This is a genomic window from Paenibacillus sp. GD4, assembly GCF_030846225.1.
GTDB lineage: Bacteria > Bacillota > Bacilli > Paenibacillales > NBRC-103111 > Paenibacillus_G > Paenibacillus_G silviterrae.
Genome location: NZ_JAVCYK010000001.1, coordinates 2,262,501 through 2,287,122 on the forward strand (window position 1 = coordinate 2,262,501; position 24,622 = coordinate 2,287,122).

Sequence of the window (24,622 nt, forward strand, 5' to 3'; positions counted from 1 at the left end):
GATCAGCCGCTTCAGGTGAAGCTCGATAGCGATGCGCATATAAAGCTGCATGTCCAGCGCGTTATGATGCGTAATGAACGGACGGGCGGCAGCTCCCCCGGCAATGGCATGCAGGGTTGGGGTTTCCACCTCCAAATAGCCCCGGGAATCGAGGTAGCGGCGCATGCTTTGAATGATTTTGGAACGGGTGATAAAAGTTTGCTGAACCTCTTGGTTCATGATCAAATCCACATAGCGCTGGCGGTAACGCAGCTCTACGTCCTTCAGGCCATGATATTTCTCCGGAAGCGGCAGCAAGGACTTGGAAAGCACTTCAACCGAGGTCGCTTTAACAGACAGCTCTCCTGTTTTCGTTTTGAACACAATGCCGTTAACCCCGACGATATCGCCCAAATCCAAAATATCAAATGCACGATACTTAGCTTCGCCTACGGCGTCCTCACGTACGTAAATCTGGATTTTACCCGTAATGTCCTGAATATGAGCGAAACCGGCCTTCCCCATACCACGCTTCTGCATAATACGGCCGGCCAAGCTTACCTCAACCTCCAGGCTGTCAAGCTCTTCCTTGCTCTTCTCCTCATACGCCTTCACAATGTCGGCCGCATGATGAGTTCTTACATATTTTTGTCCGAACGGGTCAATTCCGAGCCCGCGAAGCTCGTCCAATTTGTTGCGGCGAATTTGCAGCAGCTCGTTCAGTTCCAATTCCACTGTCATTTCAACTCACTCCTCTTAGTTTCAATCGGTTTCCGTACCAAACAGATAAAAAAGCTTCCAAGGGAAGCTTCTTCGAAATTACTTCTTAATGTCTATGATTTCATACTGAATGACGCCGGCCGGTACGTTCACATCGACAGTCGAACCTTTACGCTTGCCCAAAATCGCCTTACCCACCGGGCTTTCGTTGGAAATTTTATTTTGGAAAGGATCAGATTCCGCCGTACCTACAATCGAGTATTCCACGATATCACCGAATTCAAGGTCCTTCAGCGTAACGATAGAGCCCACACTTACGGTATCCGTGTCCACTTCGTCATTATTAATGATGCGCGCGTTGCGAAGCATTTTCTCGAGTGTAATGATGCGGCCTTCGATAAAAGCTTGCTCGTTCTTCGCATCTTCATACTCGGAGTTTTCGCTGATATCTCCGTAGCCGATCGCGATTTTAATCCGCTCCGCCACCTCGCGGCGCTTCACCGATTTCAGATGCTCCAATTCTTCCTCAAGCTTCTTAAGACCCTCTTGGGTTAGGATGACCTGTTTCTCGCTCATTACTACATATCTCCCGTCGTGTGAAAGATTTTCATATCTCGAGCTGCATTACCCGCTATGAATTCACTGATAATGATAATATATGAACGACCCATGCCCTGATGACTCAGAACGATGCCTTGAAATTACTATTGACTGATTATATTTCAAGCTTTTCCAAATGTCAATGTAAGCCAAAACACCCGAATTTCTGGTCAGTGTCAGTGATAGGAAACCGTGATCTCATCAGGGGCAGCGCCTTCTTCATCACCACTATCGTTCATCTGCTCCACAAAACGGTCTAACAGCATAACCATATCGTCGCGCCGAGTCTGCTCCATAATGGCGTCCTTGATTCGTGCCGCTCCACGCAGCCCTTTAAGATACCAGGCCATATGCTTGCGCATTTCCTTCACGGCGACATGCTCGCCCTTCAGATTAACGAGCCGATCCATATGCAGAATCGCAATGCGGATTTTCTCCTGCGGCGTCGGGTCCGGCGGAAGCTCGCCCTTCGTTAAATATTGAATGGTCCGGTACAGCATCCAAGGATTGCCTAAGGCGGCCCGTCCGATCATGACACCGTCCACACCGGTATGGTCCAGCATGCGCTGCGCGTCCTCCGGAGTAAATACGTCTCCGTTCCCGATAACCGGGATCGACACTGACTCCTTTACTTCCTTGATGATATCCCAGTTCGCTTTCCCCGTATACATCTGTACGCGTGTGCGCCCATGGACCGATACGGCGGAGCCGCCGCCGTTCTCTACAGCCTTGGCGTTCTGAACGGCATAGACATGCTCGTCATCCCAGCCGATCCGCATTTTCACCGTTACGGGCTTATTGACCGCCTTCACTACGGTGGTTACCATCTGTTCGATTTTACCCGGGTCCAGAAGCCAACGGGCCCCAGCGTCGCACTTGGTGATCTTCGGGACTGGGCAGCCCATGTTAATATCGATGATGTCGGCGTTCGTCTGCTGATCGACAATTTTTGCAGCTTCCACCAGCGTCTCCGTATCTCCTCCGAAAATCTGCAGGCTTAGCGGCTTTTCCCGCTCATCGACGAACAGCATTTCCATCGATCGTTTGTTACCGTGCAAAATGGCTTTGTCGCTGACCATCTCCGCACAAACCAAGCCGCAGCCGAATTCCTTCGCGATCAGGCGAAACGCCGGATTGCATACACCGGCCATCGGGGCCAGCACTACTTTGTTCGGGGCAATGACATTGCCGATTTGTAACGTCATATGGTTTCACTCCTTTCGAGCGGTTTATTTCGCGTTCAATTGACAGTAGCTGTAAGCTCTTCCGGGTCGATCCCGAGCACATCCGAAATTTTACGAATAATTTTGGGATCGGGTCTTCGCGTTCCCCGCTCAATCGAGCCTAGAACGGCAATCGAAATTTCGAGCCGGTCGGCCAGCTCGTTCTGTGTCAATCCCTTCAGCTTGCGGAATGCGCGAATGCGCTGTGCTATCGCTATATTTTTCTCCATAATTTCACGCCTTCCTTTCCTTCCGCCCGCTCTACGTATGGGTTCAATCTAGCTGCTTGCTCGGGGGCGGATTTCTGCATGACCTCCAGAAGAGGCACCAGAACAAAGGCGCGTTCCAACATACGCGGGTGAGGCAGGATCAATGCCGGGTCATCTTGAGAGCAATCATCGAACAACAGCAGATCCAAATCAATGGTGCGCGGACCCCAGCGGATATCCCTTTGACGCCCTAACGCTTGTTCCGTATTTACCATACGTCCAAACAACGCCTGAGCCGATAAGGACGTACGAACTTCTATGACCATATTCAAAAACGGGTCTTGCTCCGTATAACCGACAGGATCGGTCTCATATATACCCGACTGTCCGGTAATCCGTATCGCCGGATGATCCTCCAGCCGTCGCATCGCTTCCCGTAGATACCTTTCCCTGTCTTCCATGTTGGAACCTAAGCCAATGTATGCAGTATGCTCTGGTGGTCGGGCGATTTCGTCATCCATGTTCGTTATGCCCGCTTTCTATGAATTTCTACTGTCACACCGTCAAAATGAATCGCCACCGGAGGGTGGGGCTTCACGACGCGAACAGTCAACGCATTTATACTAGTATAAGTTCGCAGCACCTCGGATGCAATATGCTCGGCCAATGCCTCAATCAAGCGGAACGTTTTTCCCTCGACAATCCGCTTGATCAGCTCATGCACCTCCGCATAGTTCACCGTGTCCTCAATACTGTCGGTACGCCCCGGCCGATCTAATGGCAGATGAAGTTCCACATCGACAACGTAGCGCGCTCCCAGCTTGTTCTCCTCGGCAAATACACCGTGGTATCCGTAAAATTGCATGCCTGACATTGTAATTTTATCCAACAGGGGCACTCTCCTCTATTCGAGCTCTTTCTGAGCCAGCATGGCATTCGTCATGACAGCCGTTTTCTTCATCGCTTGCACGTCATGCACGCGTACGATGCGGCAGCCTTGGACAATGCCGTATACCACAGTGGCCGCCGTACCGAAGACGACCTCGTCAGGGGGAAGCTCCAGCGTACGGTGAATCATCCTCTTGCGGGAGGTGCCCAGCAGTACCGGATACCCGAGAGCCACAATCCGGTCCAAATAGTTCATCAGCTGAAGATTTTGCTCATGCGATTTGGCAAAGCCGATCCCGGGATCGAGAATAATCTGGTCATCGCGGATTCCCGCTTCATGCGCCCGGTCCACGGTGCGCCGCAAGTCGTTTATTACGTCATGGATAAAGTTAGCATACACCGCTTCATCCCGATTATGCATAAGCACAATCGGGGCGTTGTGGGACACCGCGACGGACGCCATGGCCCGGTCCTTTTGCAAACCCCAAATATCATTGATGATATCCGCACCGGCTTCCAGCGCTTGCCGGGCTACTTCCGCCTTATACGTATCTATCGAAATCGGGGTCGTAAGACCCGCTTCTCTAATGGCACGAATCGCGGGAATAACACGCCGAAGCTCTTCCTCTTCCGTTACAATCGCCGCTCCCGGCCTGGTGGATTCCCCACCGATATCAATGATGTCTGCGCCCTCTGCAACCATAAGTCGCGCACGCTCCACTGCCGTATCTATATCCACATAACGTCCTCCATCCGAGAACGAATCGGGAGTCACATTCAAAATTCCCATGATCAAGGTTCTTTCGTTCAGAGATAGCGTTTGATGCTTGCAGTTCAATCGCCCTACGGTCATGTCGCTATACTCCTCCTTTTGCCGCCGACCGGTACCTACCGAGCAGCTGCCTCGTAATTGGCCCTGTTTTCCCTTCGCTCATGGTAAAGCTCTCGCCTTGAATGTCATACAGCGTTGTGATCGGGACGAGCTCTTGAATGGAATTGGTGATGAAAATTTCGTCGGCCGCTCGCAGCTCCTCCCACCGGTAGAAGCCCTCCTCCGGGTGCAGACCCAAATCCGCAGCCAGCTCCAAAACGAACCTTCGGGTAATGCCGGGCAAAATGCCGGTGTGGGTGGATGGGGTACAAAGCCGCTCCCCCTGCAGATAAAACACATTGCTCACGATACCTTCAGCGATATGGCCGCCCGCATCCAGCATCAGCCCTTCTGCCCCTGCGGCGTAAGGGTATCCCGCAAGCTCCCGCTTAGCCAGAATGTTGTTCATATAGTGAAGCGACTTTTGCCGAAGCGGTCCCTCCGGTGTATTACGGCGAAGCCTCAGCAGCTGCAGCGCTTTTCCCTTCTCATAGAGAGCTTCGTTAGGCTGAGGAAGGGGTTTCATATAGACAATCGTTGTCGGCTCTTTGTATTCGTCCGTAGGCAACCCCAGAATATTGGTTCCCGCCGTGATCGTATACCGAATATAAGCGTCTGTCAGCCCATTCGCCTCCAGGAGTTCTTGAACGATCCGGTTTACCTCGCAGGACTTCGGAGCATGTTGAATCTCTAGCTCCCTGCAGCCCGCAGCCAATCGCTCCAAATGCCGTTCCAATAGGAACGGGCGGCCGCCGTACGTGCGAAACGTCTCAAACAAGCCCATCCCGTAAAGAAAACCGTGATCGTATACCGAGACCACGGCTTGCTCTTCGTTTATGATGTTACCATTCACATAAAGCTTCATGCCTTGCCCACAGCCGTCCGTTTCAGGAAATTGCGCAGCATCTGATGTCCGTGGTCCGTAATGATGGATTCCGGGTGGAATTGGACACCTTCGATCGGATATTCCCTATGGCGCAGTCCCATAATTTCGCCTTCCGGGGTTTCCGCGCTGATCTCCAAGCAATCGGGAAGCGTCTCTTTCTTCACAATCAAGGAATGGTAACGCGTAGCCGTAAACGGCGAAGGCAGACCTTCGAAAATGGACTTCCCGTCGTGCAGAATCGGAGAGGTTTTGCCGTGCATCAGCTTCTCGGCACGAATGACATCTCCTCCGAACGCTTGTCCGATGGATTGATGGCCGAGGCATACGCCAAGGATCGGAATTTCTCCCTTAAACCGCTCAATCAACGCCAGACTGATTCCCGCTTCATTCGGTGTACATGGTCCGGGCGAAATTAGAATATGATCCGGCTTCAATTCCTCGATACCGTCCAGATCAATCTCATCGTTACGGCGTACCACTACTTGTTCCCCCAGCTCGCCCAAGTACTGCACCAGGTTATAAGTAAACGAATCGTAATTGTCGATGACCAAAATCATGATTACATTCCTCCCGTAGCGCAGCTGTGCAGCTCGCTGTATTGGATCGCCTTCCACATCGCCTTGGCTTTGTTAATGGATTCGATGTATTCTCTTTCCGGCACAGAGTCGATGACGATACCGGCTCCGGCCTGAACATAACCGGTATCCCCGGCAGCAACTAACGTACGTATCACTATATTAAATTCCATATCGCCGTTATAGTCAATCCATCCGATAGAGCCGGTATACGGTCCCCGTCGAACCGGCTCCAGCTCCTCGATGATTTGCATAGTGCGGATCTTGGGTGCCCCGGTAATGGTTCCTCCCGGGAACGTCGCCGCGATGACATCATAAGCATCCTTGCCCGGCGCCAGCTCCCCTTCGACCTCGGAGACGATATGCATCACATGGGAATAATACTCGATGACCATAAAATCCTTCACACGAACCGTACCGTAGTTCGAAATTCTCCCTAGGTCATTGCGCTCAAGATCGACGAGCATGATATGCTCAGCCCGTTCTTTTTCATGAAGGATGAGCTCATTGGCCAGCTCCCTATCTTCTTCTTCGTTCCTCCCTCTCGGGCGTGTACCCGCAATGGGCCTTGTCCGCACCTTGCCGCGCTCAAGCTGAACCAGAAGCTCCGGTGAGCCCGACACGAGATGAAAATCACCGAAACGCAGCAGCCCCATATAAGGAGAGGGATTCACGACCCGCAGCCACTCGTAGATCTCTTCAGGACTTTGGCTCAGCTTCTTATGCTGCCGAACCGATAAGTTCACTTGGAATACGTCACCCGCGCCAATATACTCTTGTATGCGGCGAACAGCCGCCATATAGCTTTCCTTCGTAAAATCGGGAACGATCCCCGGGATCGATTCCACATCGATCTGCATGCGGTCCTTAGCAACGGACTCCAGCTTATCCTGATAAGCCTCTTGAGCCGCCCTGTCAGATTGAATACCGGCAAGCCGATCCCAGAGCTCTTTCATTCTCTGCGCCTGCTGTAAGGCCAGTTCATACTGCCCGCGCAGCCTCTCCTCATCGGGACCTGTCTCAGGCTGATTAGCATGATGAACCGCGCAGTACAGCTGGTTCTCCTGATGATCAAGAACCCATAGCTCGTCAACCCGGAGAAAAGCATAATCGGGAACCGGAAGATCCGCCTTCGCCTGCGACGGAAGCTTCTCGATCGTACGGATGACGTCATAACCCCAGAAGCCTATGCAGCCGCCTATCCACTTGGGGGCGCCTTCCACCCGGGGGGAACGGTACGGTGCCATCCACTCCTTCACCAGATCGAGCGGCTTGCCATCCGCCATACTCAAGGTGCCGTCACTGTCGGAGATAGCCGCCCGACGATCCGTTCCCCGAATGACCGAGGAGGCTTTCAATCCGAGGAATGTATATCTCCCGCCCTTCCCGCTTTCCAGAACAAACGACTCCGTTGATGCTTCCTCCCAAGCCCGCTGCCAGGAAATCAGCCGATCTTGGGGTAAGCTGTGTTTGATCACTAGAGGCAGCACGGAATATGTCCGCGACCACCGAAGCCAGTCTTCATATGTTGTCAGGATCATGCTCCGCGCCCACCTTTCTCCCTTACTTGCGATATTGGGATAAGTATACTTGAAAAAGACTTCCCCCTCAACTGTTCCTGAGGGGGAAGTCTGTATCGGTTTCTCTATTATTGCTCTTCGAATTGATACAATGGTGTGGAAAGGTAACGCTCCCCGTTGCTTGGGATGATCGCTACGACCCGCTTGCCGGCTCCAAGCTCTTTCGCTACCTTCAAGGCCGCGAAGATAGCAGCACCCGACGAAATTCCGCCGAGGATCCCTTCTTCTCTAGCGACACGACGGGATGTTTCAAACGCATCGTCGTTCTCTACAGGAATCACGCCATCATAGATGCCGGTATTCAGGATATCCGGAACGAAGCCTGCGCCGATTCCTTGAATCTTATGAGGACCTGGCTTGCCTCCTGACAATACAGGGGATGCAGCAGGCTCAACCGCGTAAATCTTGATGTTCGGGAAGTTCTCGCGAAGCACACTGCCCGCGCCCGTAATCGTACCGCCGGTACCGATACCTGCGATAAAAGCGTCCAGCTTGCCGTCATGCGATTGAATCGCCTGTACGATCTCAGGACCGGTCGTCTCGCGGTGGATTTTTACGTTTGCTTGGTTCTTAAACTGCTGCGGCATAAAGTAATTCGGGTTTTCTGCTTGCAGCTCTTCCGCACGCTTAATGGCACCCTTCATGCCTTCCGCTCCAGGCGTCAGCACCAGCTGAGCACCGTAAGCGCGAAGCAGGTTGCGGCGCTCCATACTCATGGTCTCCGGCATAACGAGAATGGCCTTATAACCTTTCGCTGCAGCGACCATGGCAAGACCGATACCGGTGTTACCGCTGGTAGGCTCAACGATCGTATCGCCCGGCTTAATACGGCCTTCCTGCTCTGCAACCTCGATCATGCTGATGGCGATCCGGTCCTTAACGCTCGCACCCGGGTTTTGGAACTCCAGCTTCACGTAAACTTCCGCGCTGCCTTCCGGCACGACACGGTTGAGCTTCACCAAAGGTGTATCTCCGATCAGTTGTGTAACGCTTTGAACCAGCTTAGCCATTGTGCAATCCCCTTTCGACTATGAAAAAATAATATCCGAGTAAAACGCTAGGTATTATAATCTCATATTATCAACATGCCCATAAGTTGTCAATACTTATCCTGCTAAAGCGTCACACTTACGTTCCACTTTTTTCGAAGCTCCTTGATCATTTCCTGCATAGGCGGCGCTTCTCTCAAAGCAAGCTCCTTACGAATTCGTTCACGAATTTCCTCAGGACTTCCCTTGGATGTCTCTTTTCTTTCTTTTACCTTAAGTATATAGAGCTGTCCGCTCTCTTCAATCGGCTTGCTGATCTCGCCCGCCTTCATCCCTTTTGCTATCTTCATCAGGGCCCCCGGAACGAAAGGATCATCCGCCTCTACCCAACCGAGGTCTCCGCCCGCATCTCTCGTAAAATCATCCAAGGAACGTTCCTTAGCGATCTGCTCGAAGGGGATTCCCTTGGCTGCGTCATTCAGCACCTTAGCGGCTTGCTCGCGGTTGCTGACGACAATTTGCTGCAGACGCAGCCGTATATTCGGTTTAAACTCGTCCTGATGGGCCGCGAGATAAGCGTCCACTTCCTCGTTCGTGATCGTTACGCCCCGAATGGTCAGCTTCTCGACCAGCAGCCGATACGTAATGTCCTGTTGAATCGCTTCAGGGGTCAAGCCAAGCTGCTCCTTCATCGCCTCGTAAAAGCGCGATTCGCTCTCATATCCCTGCTGCATCCGTTTCAATTCCTGCTGAACCTCTTTTTCTTGTACGGAAATTCCTTGCGCGTTTGCTTCCAAGCGAATGACTTCATGATCAATGATTTGATTCAACTGTTCCCGGCCATATTTGTTCAATAGCTGCTCTTCTAACTGTCTTAAGGTAATGGTCTGGTTTCCAATGGTGGCAATGGTCCGTGTATTGCCTTCTGGCTGTCTTTGATCCGGCTTCATATCGGCGGCAGGCTGCTTGTAGGAATTGTACAACAATACGGAGGAAAGGACGATAACGGCGATCAGCAATACCGCAATGATACCCCATACAATCGTTCGATTTTGCATTCCTCGGTTCCCCTCGTAGATCCAAGCTTTCCAAGCTGGTGCTGCTTAGAGCTGCTGAATTAATTCCCTTAGATCGTCGCCTGTAAACTGATATTTCTCATTGCAAAAATGGCAAACCAGCTCCGCCCGGCCCTCTTCCTCGAGAAGGCTCTCCAGCTCTGCGCGGCCTAAGCTGATCATCGTTCTTTCTACCCGGTCTCTCGAGCATTTGCACTGGAAGCGGACATCCTCACGGCGCTCCAAAATTTGCACATCCGGCAGCAATGTCTTAAGGATGCTCTCCAAATCTTCGCCTCGTTCCAGAAGCGTAGTGATCGGAGGAATTTGGCTCAGCTGCTGTTCGATCTCCGAAATTTCCTTATCGGTAAGACCCGGAAGCAGTTGAACGATAAAACCTCCTGCCGTTTTCACTGTATAATCCACGTCCACCAGTACACCTAAAGCCACGGCGGACGGCGTTTGCTCCGACTTGGCGAAGTAATAGGTGAAATCCTCCGCCAGCTCCCCGGAAATGATCGGGATACTGCCGCTGTAAGGCTCCTTCAAGCCAAGATCCTTAGTCACATAAAGAAATCCGTCGGTCCCTACCGCTCCGGCTACATCCAGCTTGCCGACAGCATTGAGCGGCAAGTCAACGTCCGGATTACCCACATATCCCCGTACCTCGCCCCGAGCATCGGCATCCACGACAATTTGACCGATCGGGCCGCCCCCCTTGACTTGCACGGTGAGCCGCTCGTCTCCTTTAAGCATGGCTCCCATCATCGCCGCAGCCGAGGCCGTTCGCCCTAGAGCCGCTGTTGCTGTCGGAGTCGTCTGGTGTCTGCTGCGCAGCTCCTCTACCAGCTGTTTCGTTAGTATGGCAAAAGCCCTTACCTTCCCATTGAGCGCTGTCGCTCGCAATAAATAGTCCTGCACCGGAATGTTCTCCTTTGATCTATCCACAGTATGGTCTCTTTCGTTTCTAAGCTATTGAACGGTTTCACAGCTTAGCTTCTTAGCTGTTCCGTTCATAAATGATTTGGAGCCCCTGCAGCGTCAGCAGCGGATTCACCAGCTCAATGGTGCGGGACTCCGAAGCGATCAGCTCGGCCAGCCCGCCCGTCGCAACCACTTTGGGCTGACGTCCCGGGAATTCTTGTTTGATCCGATCGACGATCCCGTCCACCTGTCCTGCGAAGCCGTAAATGATACCGGCTTGCATAGAGGATACCGTATTGCGCCCGACGACGCTCTTCGGTTTAATCAATTCGATGCGCGGCAGCTTCGCCGCCCTCTGGTAAAGCGCCTCGGTGGAAATACCGATGCCCGGGGCTACAGCCCCTCCTATGTATTGTCCGTTCTCATCCACGTAGTCAAAGGTGGTGGCTGTGCCGAAATCGACCACGATGCAAGGGGGACCGTACAGCTCAATGGCCGCCACCGCATTCACGATTCGATCCGCGCCGACCTCTCTTGGGTTCTCATAGCGGATATTGAGCCCGGTTTTCACACCTGGCCCTACGACCAGCGGCGTTTTCTTTAAATATTTTGAACATAAGTTTTCCAATTGAAACATAAGCGGAGGCACAACAGACGAGATGATGACACCCTCAACCTGCTCCAAGCCGATCTTAGCGTGATGGAACAGATTGTAGATGGTCATGCCGTACTCGTCTACGGTTGACGAACGATTCGTGCTGAGCCTCCAATGATGCAGGAGCTGCTTCCCCTCATAAATACCTAGAACGATATTCGTATTTCCTACATCAATAACTAAAATCACGGCCGGACCCCTTTCCGGTCATTCAGATCCAAGCTGATGTCCAGAGCTTGAACGGAATAGGTCAGTCGTCCCACCGAGATCACATCAACTCCGGAATCGGCAATTTGCTGAATCGTATCCAGCGTTACGGAACCGGAGGCTTCTACCACTATATGCGGAGCGGCGGATTTAATACGATGTACCGCTTCCTTCATCTGCTGCGGCGCCATATTGTCAAGCATGATCACATCCGCACCGGCAGACAACGCCTGCTCCAGCTGCTCGAAGCTTTCGACCTCCACCTCAATCTTCATGGTATGAGGTATGTTAGCTCTTGCCGCCTGAATAGCCTGAGCTACGCCGCCGGCGCCTTTGATGTGATTGTCCTTAATCATCACGGCATCGAACAAGCCGAACCGGTGGTTATGCCCGCCACCGACGCGAACCGCATACTTCTCCAGCATACGATGTCCGGGAGTCGTCTTTCGCGTATCCACAAGACGAACCGGGCTTCCCTCCAGCCGATCGACGAACTGACGTGTCCGCGTTGCTACACCGGACATGCGCTGCATCAGGTTCAGGGCCAGACGCTCTCCGAGCAGGATACTTCTAGTGCTTCCGCTTACTTCAGCAATCACCGTACCGTAAGAGACGGCATCCCCGTCTTTAGCCAGCGCCTGAAATTGCAGATTCGGGTCCACCAGTGCGAAAACCGCTTGAGCGACGGGGAGCCCGGCTAGGATACCCTGATCTTTCACATGAATAATTCCTTTTGACTCCTGACCGGCAGGGATCGTCGTCATGGTCGTAACGTCCCCCATAGCGATATCTTCATCAAGCCACTGCTGCAGGTTTTGGTTCAGCGTTCTGCTATTCAGCTCCAACATCGTCGATGCGTCCCTCCGTAATGCCGTGGATTCGGTTAAACACCGTATGCTTTCGCCATACCAAGTCATCCCGTTCCGGGAAATCTTCCCTATAGTGTCCCCCGCGGCTCTCTTCTCTAATCAAGGCTGCTTGCGTGGTCAGCAGGGCACAGGTGAGCAGATTGGCGAATTCGTACTCCTCCCGTTTGGTCAGATGCGCATCAAGCAACGGCAGGTGCCGCTTCAGCTCTTCATAACCCTTCAGCAGGCCGCTTTCCGACCGCTTTAAGCCAACATAGCGAAGCATCACCTTCTGCAGCTTCAGCTTCTTTTCTACCACCGGTGTAAGCGCTATGTCCTTGCGCGGCTGGCTGCCGCTAACGTCCAGCTCTCTCTCAAGCGGCGGCAATTCGTTAATCCGCTCTATAATTCGGCGCCCGAACACAATCGCCTCCGAGAGTGAATTACTAGCCAATCGGTTGGCACCATGAACCCCTGTAGAGGATACCTCCCCGCAAGCAAAAAGGCGCTTTACCGCCGTTTCCCCATACAGGTCGGTCTCTACTCCTCCCATCATGTAATGGGCGGCGGGAGCAACAGGAATCCAATCGGAGGATAAGTCCAGCCCATGATGCAGGCATGTTTCATAAATCGTAGGGAACCGGTGCTTCACCGTTTCCTCCGACTCATGAGTGAAATCAATATAAACAAAGGTTGACTTCGTATTTTCCATCTCGCTGACGATCGCCCTTGCTACGATATCCCGCGGGGCAAGCTCGAGCTGGGGATGGTACTTCTCCATAAAGCGCTCTCCGTTAATGTTACGGAGCACCGCCCCTTCGCCGCGTACCGCCTCCGAAATGAGGAATCGGGGTGCTCCAGGATAACATAGGGAGGTCGGATGGAATTGAACGAATTCCACATCCCGAATATCCGCTCCCGCCCGGTAAGCGATGGCAATGCCGTCACCGGTTGCAATATCAGGGTTTGTCGTATAACGGTACAGCTGCCCGGCCCCGCCCGTGCATAGAATCGTTGCGTTGGCCCGGACGAACACTCGTCCTCCGTCCGGCCTTTGAACCAGAGCCCCGAGACACTCCCCATTCTCGGTTATCAAATCAATGACAAAGTGATCATCCCAAATCTCGATGTTCGGGTCCTGTTTCGTCTTCTCCGAGAGTGCCCTTACGATCTCAGCGCCCGTTGCATCGCCCTGTGCATGAAGAATGCGCCGCTGACTGTGGGCGCCCTCCTTCGTCAAAGCGTAATGCCCGTCCTCCATATCGAATTCCGTGCCGAGCTTGATCAGATCGTTCACACCGGCCGGTCCTTCATGAACAAGCACATCTACCGCCGCGGAGGAGCAAAGCCCCGCACCAGCGATCAAGGTATCCTGACGATGATAGGCAGGGGAATCCTCATCGGAGATAACGGCGGCAATACCGCCTTGCGCGTAGCGGGTATTGCTGTCCAGCAGCGACTTCTTCGTGATAATGAGGACCTTATGGTTCTCGGCGGCCTTTAAGGACGTGAATAAACCGGCAATACCGACTCCAATCACGATGACATCCGTATGTACATGGGGCAATTCCCCTATGTTGAAGTCGACCAAATAACGCGGTATCATATGAATTCCACCTGTCTAACAGAGAAGTAGCGCATGCTACTTAACTTCCAGCATGCGCTCCAGGGATGCTTTGGCTTGCTCAGCTACGTGCGGCGGTACGTAAATTTGCGGCTTCATCGTCTCCAGGCATTTGACAACCTTCTTCAGGTTGTTTACCTTCATGTTCGGGCAAACCAAGTATTTCGTTGCAAAATGAAACGTCTTGTTCGGGCTGTCTAACCGAAGCTGATAGCCGGTTCCGTCTTCCGTCCCGACAATAAATTCCTGACAATCGGATTCCTTACAGTATTTAATAATAGCGGTAGTGCTGCCGACAAAGTCACCCATCTTCACAACCTCAGGACGGCATTCCGGATGAACGACAAACTGGGCGTTCGGATATTGAGCCTTCATTTCTTCTACGTCTTTGACGGTAAGCATATCGTGGGTGTTGCAGTAGCCTTCCCAGATGATCATCTTCTTGTCCGTAAACTTGGAAACGTAATCCCCGAGATTTTTATCCGGTACCCAGATGATTTCGTCGGAGTCAACGGAGTTGATGACCTTGATGGCGTTGGCGGAGGTGCAGCAAATATCCGTTTCCGCTTTGACGTCAGCCGAGGTATTGATGTAGGCAACGACTTTGGCATTCGGATGCTTTGCCTTCAGTGCTTTCAGTCCATCCACGTTGACCATATCGGCCATCGGACAGCCTGCCCGCTCATCCGGAATCAGAACCGTCTTGTTCGGGGCCAAAATCTTAGCGCTCTCTCCCATAAAATGAACTCCGCAGAAAACAATGACATCGGCATCCGTCGTTGCCGCTTTCTGCGCCAGCAGGAAAGAGTCACCACGAAAATCAGCAACCTCTTGTATTTCGTCACGCTGATAATAATGGGCAAGAATAATAGCGTTTCTTTCCTTTTTCAGCTGAGCAATGCGTTCTTTTAATTCTCTATTTTGTTCCGCCTTGCGCTCCAATGCCAATGCTTCCATAGGACACCTTCCTTTTAAGTAACCCCTTAGACTTGGTGAAAATGTTCACAAGCATCTTAAAGATTTACACCTAATTTACACGGAGAAGTACCCGGTGTCAATGCTTAAATACCTAGAAATTCCTTTAAATTTTCAGTGTAATCCTTAGCATCATGCCGACTCTTACTTCTTAGATGTAGTTTCTCGCAGAAGCCGCCATTTTACCCGGTATATAAAAGGAAAAACCGGTACCTCACGGTAACCGGTTTTCCCCTGTATGCATTATTCTTTATTACCCTTATCATCCTCGTCGGATGGCTTCTCGTTTGGCTGCTTATCCTGAGCCTGCCCTTGGATGTTGACCTTGACATCTTCGGTCTGAATCGTAATGGAGCCGCCTTCTTCTCCACCGTTTCCATCCAGCTTGCCATTCTCGATCAGCTGGCGAATTTGTTCCTTCTCCAGCGTTTCCTTCTCAATCAGCGTCTCGGCAATCAAACGCACCTGATCGCTGTATTTCGTGAGAATTTCCTTAGCTTGAGCATAGCAATTACGAATAATGCTCTGCATCTCTTGGTCGATCTCGTAAGCGATGGAATCACTGTAATTTTGCTCGTGTCCGATATCGCGTCCGAGGAATACCTGACCTTGAGAGGTACCGAACTGCATCGGTCCGAGCTTCTCGCTCATCCCGTATTCCATGATCATTTTCCGTACGATGGACGTCGCACGTTGGAAGTCGCTATAAGCGCCCGTACCGATCTCGCCGATAAACAGCTCCTCCGCTACACGCCCTGCAAGAAGACCGGTAACCTTGTCAAGAAGCTCCGACTTGGTATTCATCATTCGGTCTTCGCCTTCCTTCGGCAGCATCATGACATATCCGCCGGCGCGTCCGCGCGGGATGATCGTCACTTTGTGGACTGCCTCGGCATTCTCAACATGATAGCCGACGATGGTGTGCCCAGCCTCGTGGAAAGCGACCATTCGCTTCTCCCGTTCGCTGATGACACGACTCTTCTTCTGCGTACCGACAATGACGCGGTCGAAGGCTTCGTCCAGCTCCTCCATGGAGATGTCCTTCCGGTTACGGCGGGCTGCAATAAGAGCCGCCTCGTTCAAGAGGTTCTCCAAGTCAGCACCCGTGAACCCGGTTGTGTAACGAGCCAGCGAATCCAGCTTCACGTCTTTGGCCAGCGGCTTATTGCGCGCATGCACCTTCAAGACGGCTTCTCTCCCCTTTACATCAGGACGGTCAACCGTAATCTGACGGTCAAATCGGCCCGGACGAAGGAGAGCAGGGTCCAGAATATCCGGACGATTCGTGGCAGCCACGATAATGATGCCTTCATTCGCGCCAAAGCCGTCCATCTCCACCAGGAGCTGGTTTAGCGTTTGCTCGCGTTCGTCATGTCCGCCGCCTAGTCCGGCGCCGCGCTGACGACCTACGGCATCGATTTCATCTATAAAAATAATACAAGGGGCGTTCTTCTTAGCGTTCTCAAACAAATCCCGCACACGGGAAGCACCGACACCGACGAACATCTCTACGAAGTCGGAACCGCTGATACTGAAGAAAGGAACTCCAGCTTCACCGGCTACTGCACGAGCAAGGAGTGTTTTACCCGTACCCGGAGGCCCGTTAAGCAAAACCCCTTTAGGAATTCTTGCTCCAACCGCTGCGAATTTTCGAGGATCCTTCAGGAATTCTACAACCTCTACAAGTTCCTGCTTCTCCTCATCGGCACCCGCAACATCCTCAAAAGTAACCCGCTTCTTCTCTTCATTATAAAGTCTGGCTCGGCTCTTGCCGAAGTTCATGACTTTACCGCCGCCACCCTGCGCCTGATTCAATAGAAAGAAGAACAGGATGAAAATAATGACGAATGGGATAATGGAGGTAAGGAAGCTGATCCAAACATTGTCCCCTTCCATCTTCTCGATGTGCACACTGCCTACTGGAATGTCGGCCTTGTTAATTAAGGCCATCAGTTCCGTCGTATCATACGGCGCCCGGGTCTCAAAGTTCTTCTTGTCCGGTTCGGCAGTCTTAAATTTCCCCCGAACTAAATAAGTTTGAGCGTCATATTTGACAACGATGGTCTCGACATTCTTCTCGATCAGCGCCGTACGAAGCTGGTCATAGCTAATAGCGGCCTTCTGATCATTTTGCTGACTGATGAAATGTACGATACCCACCGTGACCAAAAAAATGAGCAGATAAAAGCCTGTATTGCGAATAATCCGATTCATCCCCTACCTCCTCTCAAAAAACGGCAACTTTGTATATTGTACCACAGCAAGTCTTGCCATCACAAGAAATGCTATTGGGAGTACACTTCCGGCTTCAGGATCCCGACATACGGCAGATTGCGGTACTTTTCGGCGTAATCGAGGCCATATCCGACGACGAAGGCATCAGGTATTACGAAGCCCTTGTAATCGGCATCTAGCTCCACCGTTCTGCGCGCGGGCTTATCGAACAAAGCTGCAACCGTGATGGAAAGGGCATTGCGCCGCTCCAGCACGTCAATCAAATAGCTGAGCGTCAGTCCGCTGTCGATAATATCCTCCACGATCAGAATATGTCGTCCTTCCACAGGCACGTCCAGATCTTTAATGATCTTTACGACGCCCGAAGACTTAGTCGATTGCCCGTAGCTCGAGACAGCCATAAAATCAATCTCCAGCGGGACCGTAATCTGCTTTACGAGATCGGACATGAAAATAAAAGCGCCCTTCAGCACGCAAATGACAAGCGGATTGCGTCCTGCGAAATCGCGGCTGATCATTTCCCCCATTTCCCTTACTTTGTCTTGAATCACTTGCTCCGAGTAAAGAACTTCTTGAATGTCGTTTTGCAAGAGAGAACCTCCTACTTGTGATGAAATCAAAAACTATAGTATATGAAGGCCTGCATCAGGAGTTTAAGCCTCCCGGCATAAGCAGCATCATTCGTAATACACAGCGTGTTTGTTCCGTAACGGCGGCGGCAGCCGAACGTCTTACCCCCGGCACCCAGACGAGCTCCCCCGAGGCATCCGTAATCATAGGAATCCGTTCACGGACGGAAGGCGGGATTTTGCTGTCGATGAACATATCTTTTACCTTTTTGGAGCCGTTTAGTCCGGCAACCCGCATTCGGTCCCCCGGCTGCCTGCTTCTTACTGTAAGTGGGAAGGACAAGGCATCGGCATCGAAAAAAGCTGTCATGTGATTCTCAGATGATCCCTCCAGGCGGCCTCTCTCCATCCACACACAGTGCAGACGTATACCCGCTTCGGGGATGTCCAGCTCCGTCTGTCCCCACTGGAGCGGATATGCGTACGGAGAAGGTGGTACCACCATCCTATGAATTAGCACACGATCATATTCCCGGGTCAGAACAATGTTCTGAGCAATGGGATATCGATAATTGGAAGGGGCACGCTTCAGAACGTCCGTTCGAATCCTCTCTACATTCAGGAAATCTATGGAATCAGTCCCTGCAGAGAGATAACTTAATATTAGTTTAATCAAACGCCTTTGTAAAGCAAGCGGCACATCCGCAAACCATTTTGCCGACCAGGAATAGAAACCGTTTTCTGCTCTTACGTATTGCTTATATAAAGAGAATACCTGCTGATCCATATATTCATTCTCGGCAGCCGCCACTTCCGCCAGCCTTACTAGCGCCTCCTCCAAGTTGCCGTTATATTGCCTGAGATAAGGAAGCACGCTGAGCCGGAATTGATTGCGTGCATACTTCTGCTCCAGGTTGCTGCTGTCGATGCAGTAGGAAAGCCCGTGGGCCTCACAATACCCCAGAATTTCCTCCTTGTATATACGTAGAAGGGGGCGCACAAGTTCCAAACCTTCGCGAAGCTTTCTTCGGGCGGGAATTCCGCCTAGCCCCGAAGGCGATGTGCCGCGGACAATACGCATGAGCAGCGTTTCGGCCTGATCGTCGGCATGATGTGCCAGCGCTATACGCGTTGCATGATATCGGCCCGCCACCTCAGCTAGAAAAGCATACCTCAGCTTTCTGGCAGCCGCCTGTGCATTCTCTCCCGTTTCTTCTATATAAGAAGGAACACGAATCGTTCCGACTTCGCAGGGCATACCCCATTGCTCGCAAAGCCGCTCGACAAATAAAGCCTCACGGTCCGACTCCTCACCCCGAAACCCGTGATTGACATGAGCTGCGACAATCCGAAGCTCCCATCGGGGCGCAAGCACAAAAAGGAGATGAAGCAGCGCAACGGAGTCCGGACCTCCGGAAACCGCCACCACGATGCTCTCTCCTCGTTCAAAAAATCGCTCAGAGCTAATATGCTGCTCAATGCGTACGGCCAAATCGGATTCCATCATCAACGTACCTTTCGTATCCATGCCTTAACTTCCTATTGGAAAACCATAAACAAAGCGGCTGCAAACAATGCGAGCGAGGCAAAAAAGCAAATCTTGAGCCAGCTGCCGATCTGTCCCCGCAGCTTGGTGCGCTTCCCGGCCAAGCTGATTTTACGCCAATCCTGCATTGCTTGCTTCGAGGTTGCGTACTCTCCCTGCAGCATTCGACGAATCAGGGGAGCGACTTCGGCAAGGGATGGACTTCGCCCCAGCATTTCAAGCAGCAGATCCACCTGCCGGTTCTGCGGCAGAAACCCGGAATAGCGCTGCAGCTTCCGTTCCGTATCGCCGCTTGCCAGAAGCAGTACGGCGAAAGAAAACAAGTCATAGGACTCCTCGGCTTTGCGGGAACCCGCCCCCCAAAAGCCCCGGTCATAAACCTCCGTAAACTGCTTTACGGACCTTCCCTTCTCGGTGACGCCTCCAAAGTCGATAAGCTCGACGTCCCCATAGCCGGTAACGATCATGTTCTCCAGCTTAAGGTCCCCGAATATATATCCTTGACTGTGAAGCTCCGTCAGCTTGCGCAGTAAATTGAGCCCGACGAGCCGAATCCAATCGCTCCCGTTCTGCCTTAGGAACTCCCCCAGCGTCTGACCGCGAATATATTTCACTACGCAGAAGGGATAGTCTGTGCCCTCCATGTGGAAATCATCCACATCCAATAAGTACTGGCTGAACGAAGTGGGTGATTTCGACAGCGCTTTGAGCGCGTTTACCTCCGACTGGTGGTCGAGTGCATCATATCCCATCTTGAGTGCGTAGAGCTGCTTCCCAAAACGCACCAAATAAACCTTACCATTCGCACCTTCACCCAGCAGCCGTTCCACGCGATACTGAGCCTTGTTCCATTTACCTTGAACGATCGCCCCCGCGGATAACGCGGGCTCAAACGACGTAGTCACTCAGCATCCCTTCCTTGCCGGCAGCCGGCTTCTCTGCCGCCGTTCGACTTGTCCTATGTATTTCATCGGCTCGGTCCGCCATAAAATGAACTACTTTCAGTATTGCCGGACCCGTCGGGGTAGTGCCCTTCATGCTTAATTTATAAAACAAACGGTTTAAATTTGCAAGGTCGCCCGTCCAATCCAGATCCATCTCCACTTCCTGATCCCCTGCAAGATTCGCCGGAAAGTGAAATACCGAGATCAAGCTTTCCCCGCTCCTGGCCTGCAAGCTCAGCTGAAGATCGTAGATCGCTTCCCTGACGGCATGCAGCTTCGGCTTCATACTGGCGCTGGTATCGATCAGCAAGGCGACCTTAATCCGGCTCGTTTCCGTCAACTCATCGATCACATGCACGACCCTTCCCCGGGACTCGGGGGGCAGTGCCTCCAGCTTGCTGTCACCCAGAATGCTTTTGAGTTCCTTGCTCACGGCTTGTTGTATGGTAGTCACGACGGTTTTGCGAGTCACCATTTGTACGGTTTGGGAAAGCTGTCTTGAAGAAACAATCCGGCTCATTCCGCCTCCGGCCCGAGCGATTTCTTGAATTTCAGCGGCTCCTTGTTCCCCAAGCTCCTGCCCGTCGGTAATTCCGATGACATTCACAACAATGCCTTCCGCTTTGGCATGAGCCGCCGCCATCACAGGACTGAGGCCCACATTCGAGCAGCCGTCTGTAATCAATAAAATTTGCTTCACGATCCATTCCCCCCCACTATTCTATTATCTAGCTTTGCCATGATAAGAGAATTCTAAACTCAGGGTAAACAGGGCGTTTATATCTTGAAGAAGGGCAGTCATGAGCACGGTTAATAAGTGTAAACCTGACACGTTAAAAAGGATTGTTCCCGGCGCCCCTACAGGCATACAAGAACAATCCTTTTCTCTAGCTTACCGTCCGAGGCCGCTCGATACGCTGCATGCCCGGCCAGCGGATGGTAGCCCATTCCGGCTGGAACTTTTCCACCTTGGCTACAACCACCGTCATATCGTCATAAATGTCCCCATGATGATATCGGACCACCCGCTCCAGCAAAATATCTGCAATGTCCTGCGGCACCGTGGCGTCGACCTCGGAAATCAAGCGCTTCATCCACAGCTCCTTATTGACCGCATGCCCCGGCGCATCATAGATGCCGTCCGTCATCATGATCAGAATGTCGCCGTCCTGCAGCTGCAGGCTAACCAGATCCACGTCGATATCATGTAAAATGCCGACCGGCAAATTGTTGGCCGTTACCGGGAACACCTCATTCCCCCGCTTAATGAAGCTTGGCGTCGAGCCGATTTTCATAAACGTCGTTTGCGCGCTATACAGATCGATCAAGGCTACATCCACCGTAGCATATACCTCATCGGAGGAGCGCAGCATAAGGACCGAGTTGACGGATTTGATGGCCAGCTTCTCATCCATGCCGGACTGCAGCAGCTGCTGCAGAATCGATAAGGCGGTGCTGCTCTCCGCGCGGGCCCGTTCTCCGTTGCCCATCCCGTCGCTTAACGCTACGGCAAATTTCCCGTTGCCCAGCTCGATCGTGCTGAAGCTGTCTCCGGATAACAGGTCGCCGCCCTTCGCCGCACCGGCAATCCCGGTTTCCACCTCGAATTCCTTGGCCGAGCCGAAGAGCACTGTGCTGTAGCCCTCGCGGCGTTCAAGGGCTGTCTCATTTTTCACTGCGATATTCTCTCCTAGGATTTCGGAAAGCAGCGGAGCGATAATTTTGCGGCATTCGTCAAAGCCCTTCGTATATTGATGAATAATCTCAATCTCAACATTTCCTTCATCCAGACTGATGACGTCGATGCTGTGGATCGACAAGCCAAGCTCCTCTAGCGCGCTGCGGATCTGCTCCTCCTGCATGAACAGCTCCTGCCCCTCCCGCTTGATCTCCTTGGCCAGATCCTCCATGACCTGAGACACACCGGAAAGCTGCTCGGCTACGAGCTGGCGGCTATCGATGATTTGCTTTTTCCAATGCTGGTCATTCTTGTACAGATCATACTGGGTTTTCATTACTTCCAGCACCTGATCGGGCTTAAGGCATAGCTTCTTCCACTCCGGTAAAATGTCCTTGCGGCTCAATTCCCCGCGAAGCTCCACCTCGGTCATCATATCGGTCATGAATTTATAGGTTTGATAAAACTTCTCATCCCAGCATTGCTTGCGCTTCCAGCAGGAGGAGCACGATTTCTCCGCCACGGAGTTCATGAAATGGCCGACTTCCTCTTCCTTTCGCATCGGCTGCGCCTCGGCGGTAATTTGCTTAAAGCTGCGGGACAATTGGCGGAACACCTCCGAGAACTGCTCCACCCGGCTCGCCGTAATATCGCGAACGCGCTTGGCGTAATCATGCTGGGATTTGAGGTTCTCTTGAGTGCCGGGAACATACTTCGCCAGTGTCTGAATCACGCTTCGAGGCGTCAGAAGAAACAGCGCTACCGCAGCAACCGATTCCCATGTGGAGCTGAGCACCTCGGTCTGGTTGCCGATATAAATGGACAAGATCGAGGAACCGAGCAGCATGCCGAGGGCCACGGCCATTTTGCGGCCCTCCTTAAGCAAGCCTGCAAGCATACCGGCAAAAGCAAGCAAGCTCATCTGGTAGATCGCACTTGAGCTCGCGAGACTTAGAATGAGCCCGGTGATCACTCCCACGGAAGCACCCAAGGGAGCGCCGCCTACCAAGGCGAACAAGAGAATGAGGTAGCGTGACAAAACGTGTTCCACGGTTACCGGGCCCGCGGTCCAGCCTACCGTACCCGTCATGACGGAGGCAAGCAGGATGATCAGGCAAATCACTTCTTCGTTTTTCAAGCTGTAATTTCTGCGGGTTAAGGTGAACACCGGAATGGCTTGCAGGAAAATATGCGTTAAAATCAAGCTTAACATCGACTCTACGCCGGTCATCATCAGGTTATACCAGGACAGCTCCGCGGCAGCCAAGTGAGCGAACAGCTGTACGAAGAACGACGCGGCGAACACGATGACAGGCGCATAAGAGATATCCGACCTTTCGAAGCGCTCCACTCCCTTCTGAATAAGGAGGAACACAAGCATCGTGGAAACCTGATAGCCCATATGCTTCGGATCGGCCGAGAACAAGCTGCCTGCGGCTAAGAACAACCCCGACCAGTAAAGCAGCTCCTTCCGTAAAAAGTACATCGCGGCAAAATAAGCGATTGCAAAGGGAGACAGCTCGTCCAGGATCATGGCCCGTCCAAGCAGGAAGCCCATCATCAGCAGCAAGATCGACCACTTCTTCGCGACAAGCGACTGCACCATGCGGTTCTCTACGAAAATACGGGCTGTGCCTTGACCTAGCTTACTCCAGAAATTGATCCACACTTTCTCCACCTGTACTAAAACCTGTTTTCTTTGCATATGTATAATACACCGCCTATGAACTTATTCGTGTCACCCAGTATACCGGGTAACCTTCAGGAAGTTTGTCAGAATGAGTTGGCGGTTCCAAAGTTTTTTCCGACAAAATCGGTTCGGTGTGCGAAATGTGTGGAGCGCAGTCAGGCCGGACGTTGTAAGCGGTACCACAAAGCAGCTTGAAACCTTTATCGGAACGTATGTTTGTGTATAAGTCTTCGCAGAACGGCACTGATTCCGTTACAACCTGTCGATTCGGAGGGCACGGAGTAACGATACGACAAAAGAAGTCTTCTGCCGAGCGCTGCGACAAGATGCGAGGGCGGAAAGACAACAAAAGAAGACCCTATCCGCGAAGGAACTCGCAGGATAGGGTCTTTCGTATAGCGGCAGAGGGGATCGAACCCCCGACCTTACGGGTATGAACCGTACGCTCTAGCCAGCTGAGCTACGCCGCCAAGACAAACATGAGTATATAATAGGCTGGAGTGCCTGTCAAGAGTCCTCTGGAAAGGTAGCTTTTCTTGAAACATCAGAATCATTGAGCTTCGCTCAAAACTTATAAATTCTGATGTTATAAAAAAAGCCGCCCGCAGTAAGCGAAACGGCTTCCGATCTTCCATCTATTAGTCACGACGAGCGCCGCGTCCACCACGTTTGCCCTCTGTGTTCTTCTTCAGAGAAGAAATACGGTCTTCGCTATCCTTTAGGAAACGGGCCATCTTATCTTCGAACGTAACTGACTTCGGTCCGGGAGGTCTACCACCGCCACGGCCGCCACGATCTCCGCCACGGTTAAAACCGCCGCGATCCCCGCCGCCGCCTTGACGTTCGAAACGAGCAGGTCTAGTTGGAGCTGCATCCACCGGCTTATCCACCGCTTGCTTGATCGATAATCCGATTTTGCCGTCTTTGTCCACATTAATCACTTTGACAGTGACGATGTCGTTCAGCTTCAGATGATCGTTTACATCCTTGACGTAATTATCTGCGATCTCCGAGATGTGCACAAGGCCTGTAACCCCCTCAGAAAGCTCAACAAACGCCCCAAAGTGAGTAATCCCTGTGACTTTGCCTTGCAGCTTGCTGCCCACTTCAATTGCCATAAAGTAAAATGTTCCTCCCTTAAATAATTGAGAA

The 24,622-nt window shown here is 52.2% G+C and carries 24 protein-coding genes and 1 tRNA gene (1 of these 25 running past the window's edge); all 25 read right to left on the bottom strand.

From position 1 onward, the window contains the following. Positions 1–720 carry the 5' portion of a lysine--tRNA ligase gene (lysS, locus tag RAC89_RS10620; protein ID WP_306613410.1) on the bottom strand. Its footprint begins 777 nt before the window's first position, so the window shows 720 of its 1,497 coding nt (coding positions 1–720); its start codon is at positions 718–720; the stop codon falls past the left edge of the window. Between the two features lie 78 nt (positions 721–798). Beyond that, positions 799–1,275, bottom strand: coding sequence for a transcription elongation factor GreA (greA, locus tag RAC89_RS10625; RefSeq protein WP_284642763.1), 477 nt, complete (start codon positions 1,273–1,275; stop codon positions 799–801). Positions 1,276–1,475: 200 nt separating this feature from the next. After that, a complete protein-coding gene (gene dusB / locus RAC89_RS10630) occupies positions 1,476–2,504 on the bottom strand; it encodes a tRNA dihydrouridine synthase DusB (RefSeq protein WP_284642764.1) in 1,029 nt (342 codons plus the stop codon). 35 nt (positions 2,505–2,539) lie between these two features. Beyond that, positions 2,540–2,752, bottom strand: a complete 213-nt coding sequence (locus RAC89_RS10635) for a helix-turn-helix domain-containing protein (protein ID WP_284642766.1) — start codon at positions 2,750–2,752, stop codon at positions 2,540–2,542. Continuing rightward, on the bottom strand, positions 2,737–3,252 hold the full coding sequence (folK, locus tag RAC89_RS10640) for a 2-amino-4-hydroxy-6-hydroxymethyldihydropteridine diphosphokinase (protein WP_306613411.1): 516 nt from the start codon (positions 3,250–3,252) through the stop codon (positions 2,737–2,739). The genes RAC89_RS10635 and folK overlap by 16 nt, the downstream gene beginning before the upstream one ends. A 5-nt stretch (positions 3,253–3,257) precedes the next feature. Beyond that, positions 3,258–3,620, bottom strand: a complete 363-nt coding sequence (folB, locus tag RAC89_RS10645; RefSeq protein ID WP_306613412.1) for a dihydroneopterin aldolase — start codon at positions 3,618–3,620, stop codon at positions 3,258–3,260. Between the two features lie 15 nt (positions 3,621–3,635). Then, positions 3,636–4,472 (bottom strand): dihydropteroate synthase, encoded by an 837-nt coding sequence (gene folP, locus RAC89_RS10650; RefSeq protein ID WP_306613413.1) that lies wholly within the window; start codon positions 4,470–4,472, stop codon positions 3,636–3,638. A 4-nt stretch (positions 4,473–4,476) separates the two neighbouring features. Continuing rightward, positions 4,477–5,355, bottom strand: coding sequence for an aminodeoxychorismate lyase (gene pabC / locus RAC89_RS10655; protein ID WP_306613414.1), 879 nt, complete (start codon positions 5,353–5,355; stop codon positions 4,477–4,479). Next, positions 5,352–5,933 carry an aminodeoxychorismate/anthranilate synthase component II gene (gene pabA / locus RAC89_RS10660; RefSeq protein WP_306613415.1) on the bottom strand — a complete coding sequence of 194 codons (582 nt, stop codon included), beginning with the start codon at positions 5,931–5,933 and terminating at the stop codon, positions 5,352–5,354. Before pabA ends, pabC begins: the two co-directional genes overlap by 4 nt. Positions 5,934–5,935: 2 nt before the next feature. Beyond that, a complete protein-coding gene (locus RAC89_RS10665) occupies positions 5,936–7,492 on the bottom strand; it encodes an anthranilate synthase component I family protein (protein WP_306613417.1) in 1,557 nt (518 codons plus the stop codon). 107 nt (positions 7,493–7,599) lie between these two features. After that, entirely contained in the window at positions 7,600–8,541 is a 942-nt protein-coding gene (gene cysK, locus RAC89_RS10670) for a cysteine synthase A (RefSeq protein ID WP_306613418.1), read from the bottom strand. 104 nt (positions 8,542–8,645) lie between these two features. Next, positions 8,646–9,578 (bottom strand): peptidyl-prolyl cis-trans isomerase, encoded by a 933-nt coding sequence (locus RAC89_RS10675; RefSeq protein WP_306613419.1) that lies wholly within the window; start codon positions 9,576–9,578, stop codon positions 8,646–8,648. 45 nt (positions 9,579–9,623) lie between these two features. Beyond that, complete coding sequence (gene hslO, locus RAC89_RS10680; RefSeq protein ID WP_306616083.1) at positions 9,624–10,496, bottom strand: Hsp33 family molecular chaperone HslO; 873 nt, start codon at positions 10,494–10,496, stop codon at positions 9,624–9,626. Positions 10,497–10,575: 79 nt separating this feature from the next. Further along, the gene (locus RAC89_RS10685; protein ID WP_284642776.1) at positions 10,576–11,343 is read right to left on the bottom strand and encodes a type III pantothenate kinase; all 768 of its coding nucleotides are present in this window, start codon (positions 11,341–11,343) and stop codon (positions 10,576–10,578) included. After that, entirely contained in the window at positions 11,340–12,209 is an 870-nt protein-coding gene (nadC, locus tag RAC89_RS10690) for a carboxylating nicotinate-nucleotide diphosphorylase (protein ID WP_306613420.1), read from the bottom strand. Before nadC ends, RAC89_RS10685 begins: the two co-directional genes overlap by 4 nt. Continuing rightward, positions 12,193–13,815, bottom strand: coding sequence for an L-aspartate oxidase (gene nadB, locus RAC89_RS10695; RefSeq protein WP_306613421.1), 1,623 nt, complete (start codon positions 13,813–13,815; stop codon positions 12,193–12,195). The genes nadC and nadB overlap by 17 nt, the downstream gene beginning before the upstream one ends. 36 nt (positions 13,816–13,851) lie before the next feature. Continuing rightward, entirely contained in the window at positions 13,852–14,790 is a 939-nt protein-coding gene (gene nadA / locus RAC89_RS10700) for a quinolinate synthase NadA (RefSeq protein ID WP_284642779.1), read from the bottom strand. A 261-nt stretch (positions 14,791–15,051) separates the two neighbouring features. Next, positions 15,052–17,022: an ATP-dependent zinc metalloprotease FtsH gene (gene ftsH, locus RAC89_RS10705; RefSeq protein WP_306613423.1), complete on the bottom strand. Its 1,971-nt coding sequence runs from the start codon at positions 17,020–17,022 to the stop codon at positions 15,052–15,054. 71 nt (positions 17,023–17,093) lie between these two features. Continuing rightward, positions 17,094–17,633, bottom strand: a complete 540-nt coding sequence (gene hpt / locus RAC89_RS10710; protein ID WP_284642781.1) for a hypoxanthine phosphoribosyltransferase — start codon at positions 17,631–17,633, stop codon at positions 17,094–17,096. Between the two features lie 55 nt (positions 17,634–17,688). Further along, complete coding sequence (gene tilS / locus RAC89_RS10715; protein ID WP_306613425.1) at positions 17,689–19,140, bottom strand: tRNA lysidine(34) synthetase TilS; 1,452 nt, start codon at positions 19,138–19,140, stop codon at positions 17,689–17,691. 11 nt (positions 19,141–19,151) lie between these two features. Further along, a complete protein-coding gene (locus tag RAC89_RS10720; RefSeq protein WP_306613426.1) occupies positions 19,152–20,063 on the bottom strand; it encodes a protein kinase domain-containing protein in 912 nt (303 codons plus the stop codon). Further along, positions 20,047–20,802, bottom strand: coding sequence for a vWA domain-containing protein (locus RAC89_RS10725; RefSeq protein ID WP_306613427.1), 756 nt, complete (start codon positions 20,800–20,802; stop codon positions 20,047–20,049). Before RAC89_RS10725 ends, RAC89_RS10720 begins: the two co-directional genes overlap by 17 nt. A gap of 187 nt (positions 20,803–20,989) precedes the next feature. Continuing rightward, positions 20,990–23,485: a stage II sporulation protein E gene (gene spoIIE / locus RAC89_RS10730; protein ID WP_306613428.1), complete on the bottom strand. Its 2,496-nt coding sequence runs from the start codon at positions 23,483–23,485 to the stop codon at positions 20,990–20,992. A 381-nt stretch (positions 23,486–23,866) separates the two neighbouring features. Next, positions 23,867–23,940, bottom strand: a tRNA-Met gene (locus RAC89_RS10735). 168 nt (positions 23,941–24,108) lie between these two features. Then, the gene (locus RAC89_RS10740; protein ID WP_284642787.1) at positions 24,109–24,588 is read right to left on the bottom strand and encodes a S1 domain-containing RNA-binding protein; all 480 of its coding nucleotides are present in this window, start codon (positions 24,586–24,588) and stop codon (positions 24,109–24,111) included. Positions 24,589–24,622: the final 34 nt, after the last annotated feature.

Bases quoted from the DNA above. Each gene is read 5' to 3' on its own strand.
- greA (WP_284642763.1), bottom strand. From the start codon at position 1,275: ATGAGCGAGAAACAGGTCATCCTAACCCAAGAGGGTCTTAAGAAGCTT.
- dusB (WP_284642764.1), bottom strand. From the start codon at position 2,504: ATGACGTTACAAATCGGCAATGTCATTGCCCCGAACAAAGTAGTGCTG.
- RAC89_RS10635 (WP_284642766.1), bottom strand. From the start codon at position 2,752: ATGGAGAAAAATATAGCGATAGCACAGCGCATTCGCGCATTCCGCAAG.
- folK (WP_306613411.1), bottom strand. From the start codon at position 3,252: ATGGATGACGAAATCGCCCGACCACCAGAGCATACTGCATACATTGGC.
- folP (WP_306613413.1), bottom strand. From the start codon at position 4,472: ATGACCGTAGGGCGATTGAACTGCAAGCATCAAACGCTATCTCTGAAC.
- pabC (WP_306613414.1), bottom strand. From the start codon at position 5,355: ATGAAGCTTTATGTGAATGGTAACATCATAAACGAAGAGCAAGCCGTG.
- pabA (WP_306613415.1), bottom strand. From the start codon at position 5,933: ATGATTTTGGTCATCGACAATTACGATTCGTTTACTTATAACCTGGTG.
- RAC89_RS10665 (WP_306613417.1), bottom strand. From the start codon at position 7,492: ATGATCCTGACAACATATGAAGACTGGCTTCGGTGGTCGCGGACATAT.
- cysK (WP_306613418.1), bottom strand. From the start codon at position 8,541: ATGGCTAAGCTGGTTCAAAGCGTTACACAACTGATCGGAGATACACCT.
- RAC89_RS10675 (WP_306613419.1), bottom strand. From the start codon at position 9,578: ATGCAAAATCGAACGATTGTATGGGGTATCATTGCGGTATTGCTGATC.
- nadC (WP_306613420.1), bottom strand. From the start codon at position 12,209: ATGTTGGAGCTGAATAGCAGAACGCTGAACCAAAACCTGCAGCAGTGG.
- nadB (WP_306613421.1), bottom strand. From the start codon at position 13,815: ATGATACCGCGTTATTTGGTCGACTTCAACATAGGGGAATTGCCCCAT.
- nadA (WP_284642779.1), bottom strand. From the start codon at position 14,790: ATGGAAGCATTGGCATTGGAGCGCAAGGCGGAACAAAATAGAGAATTA.
- ftsH (WP_306613423.1), bottom strand. From the start codon at position 17,022: ATGAATCGGATTATTCGCAATACAGGCTTTTATCTGCTCATTTTTTTG.
- tilS (WP_306613425.1), bottom strand. From the start codon at position 19,140: ATGGATACGAAAGGTACGTTGATGATGGAATCCGATTTGGCCGTACGC.
- spoIIE (WP_306613428.1), bottom strand. From the start codon at position 23,485: ATGCAAAGAAAACAGGTTTTAGTACAGGTGGAGAAAGTGTGGATCAAT.
- RAC89_RS10740 (WP_284642787.1), bottom strand. From the start codon at position 24,588: ATGGCAATTGAAGTGGGCAGCAAGCTGCAAGGCAAAGTCACAGGGATT.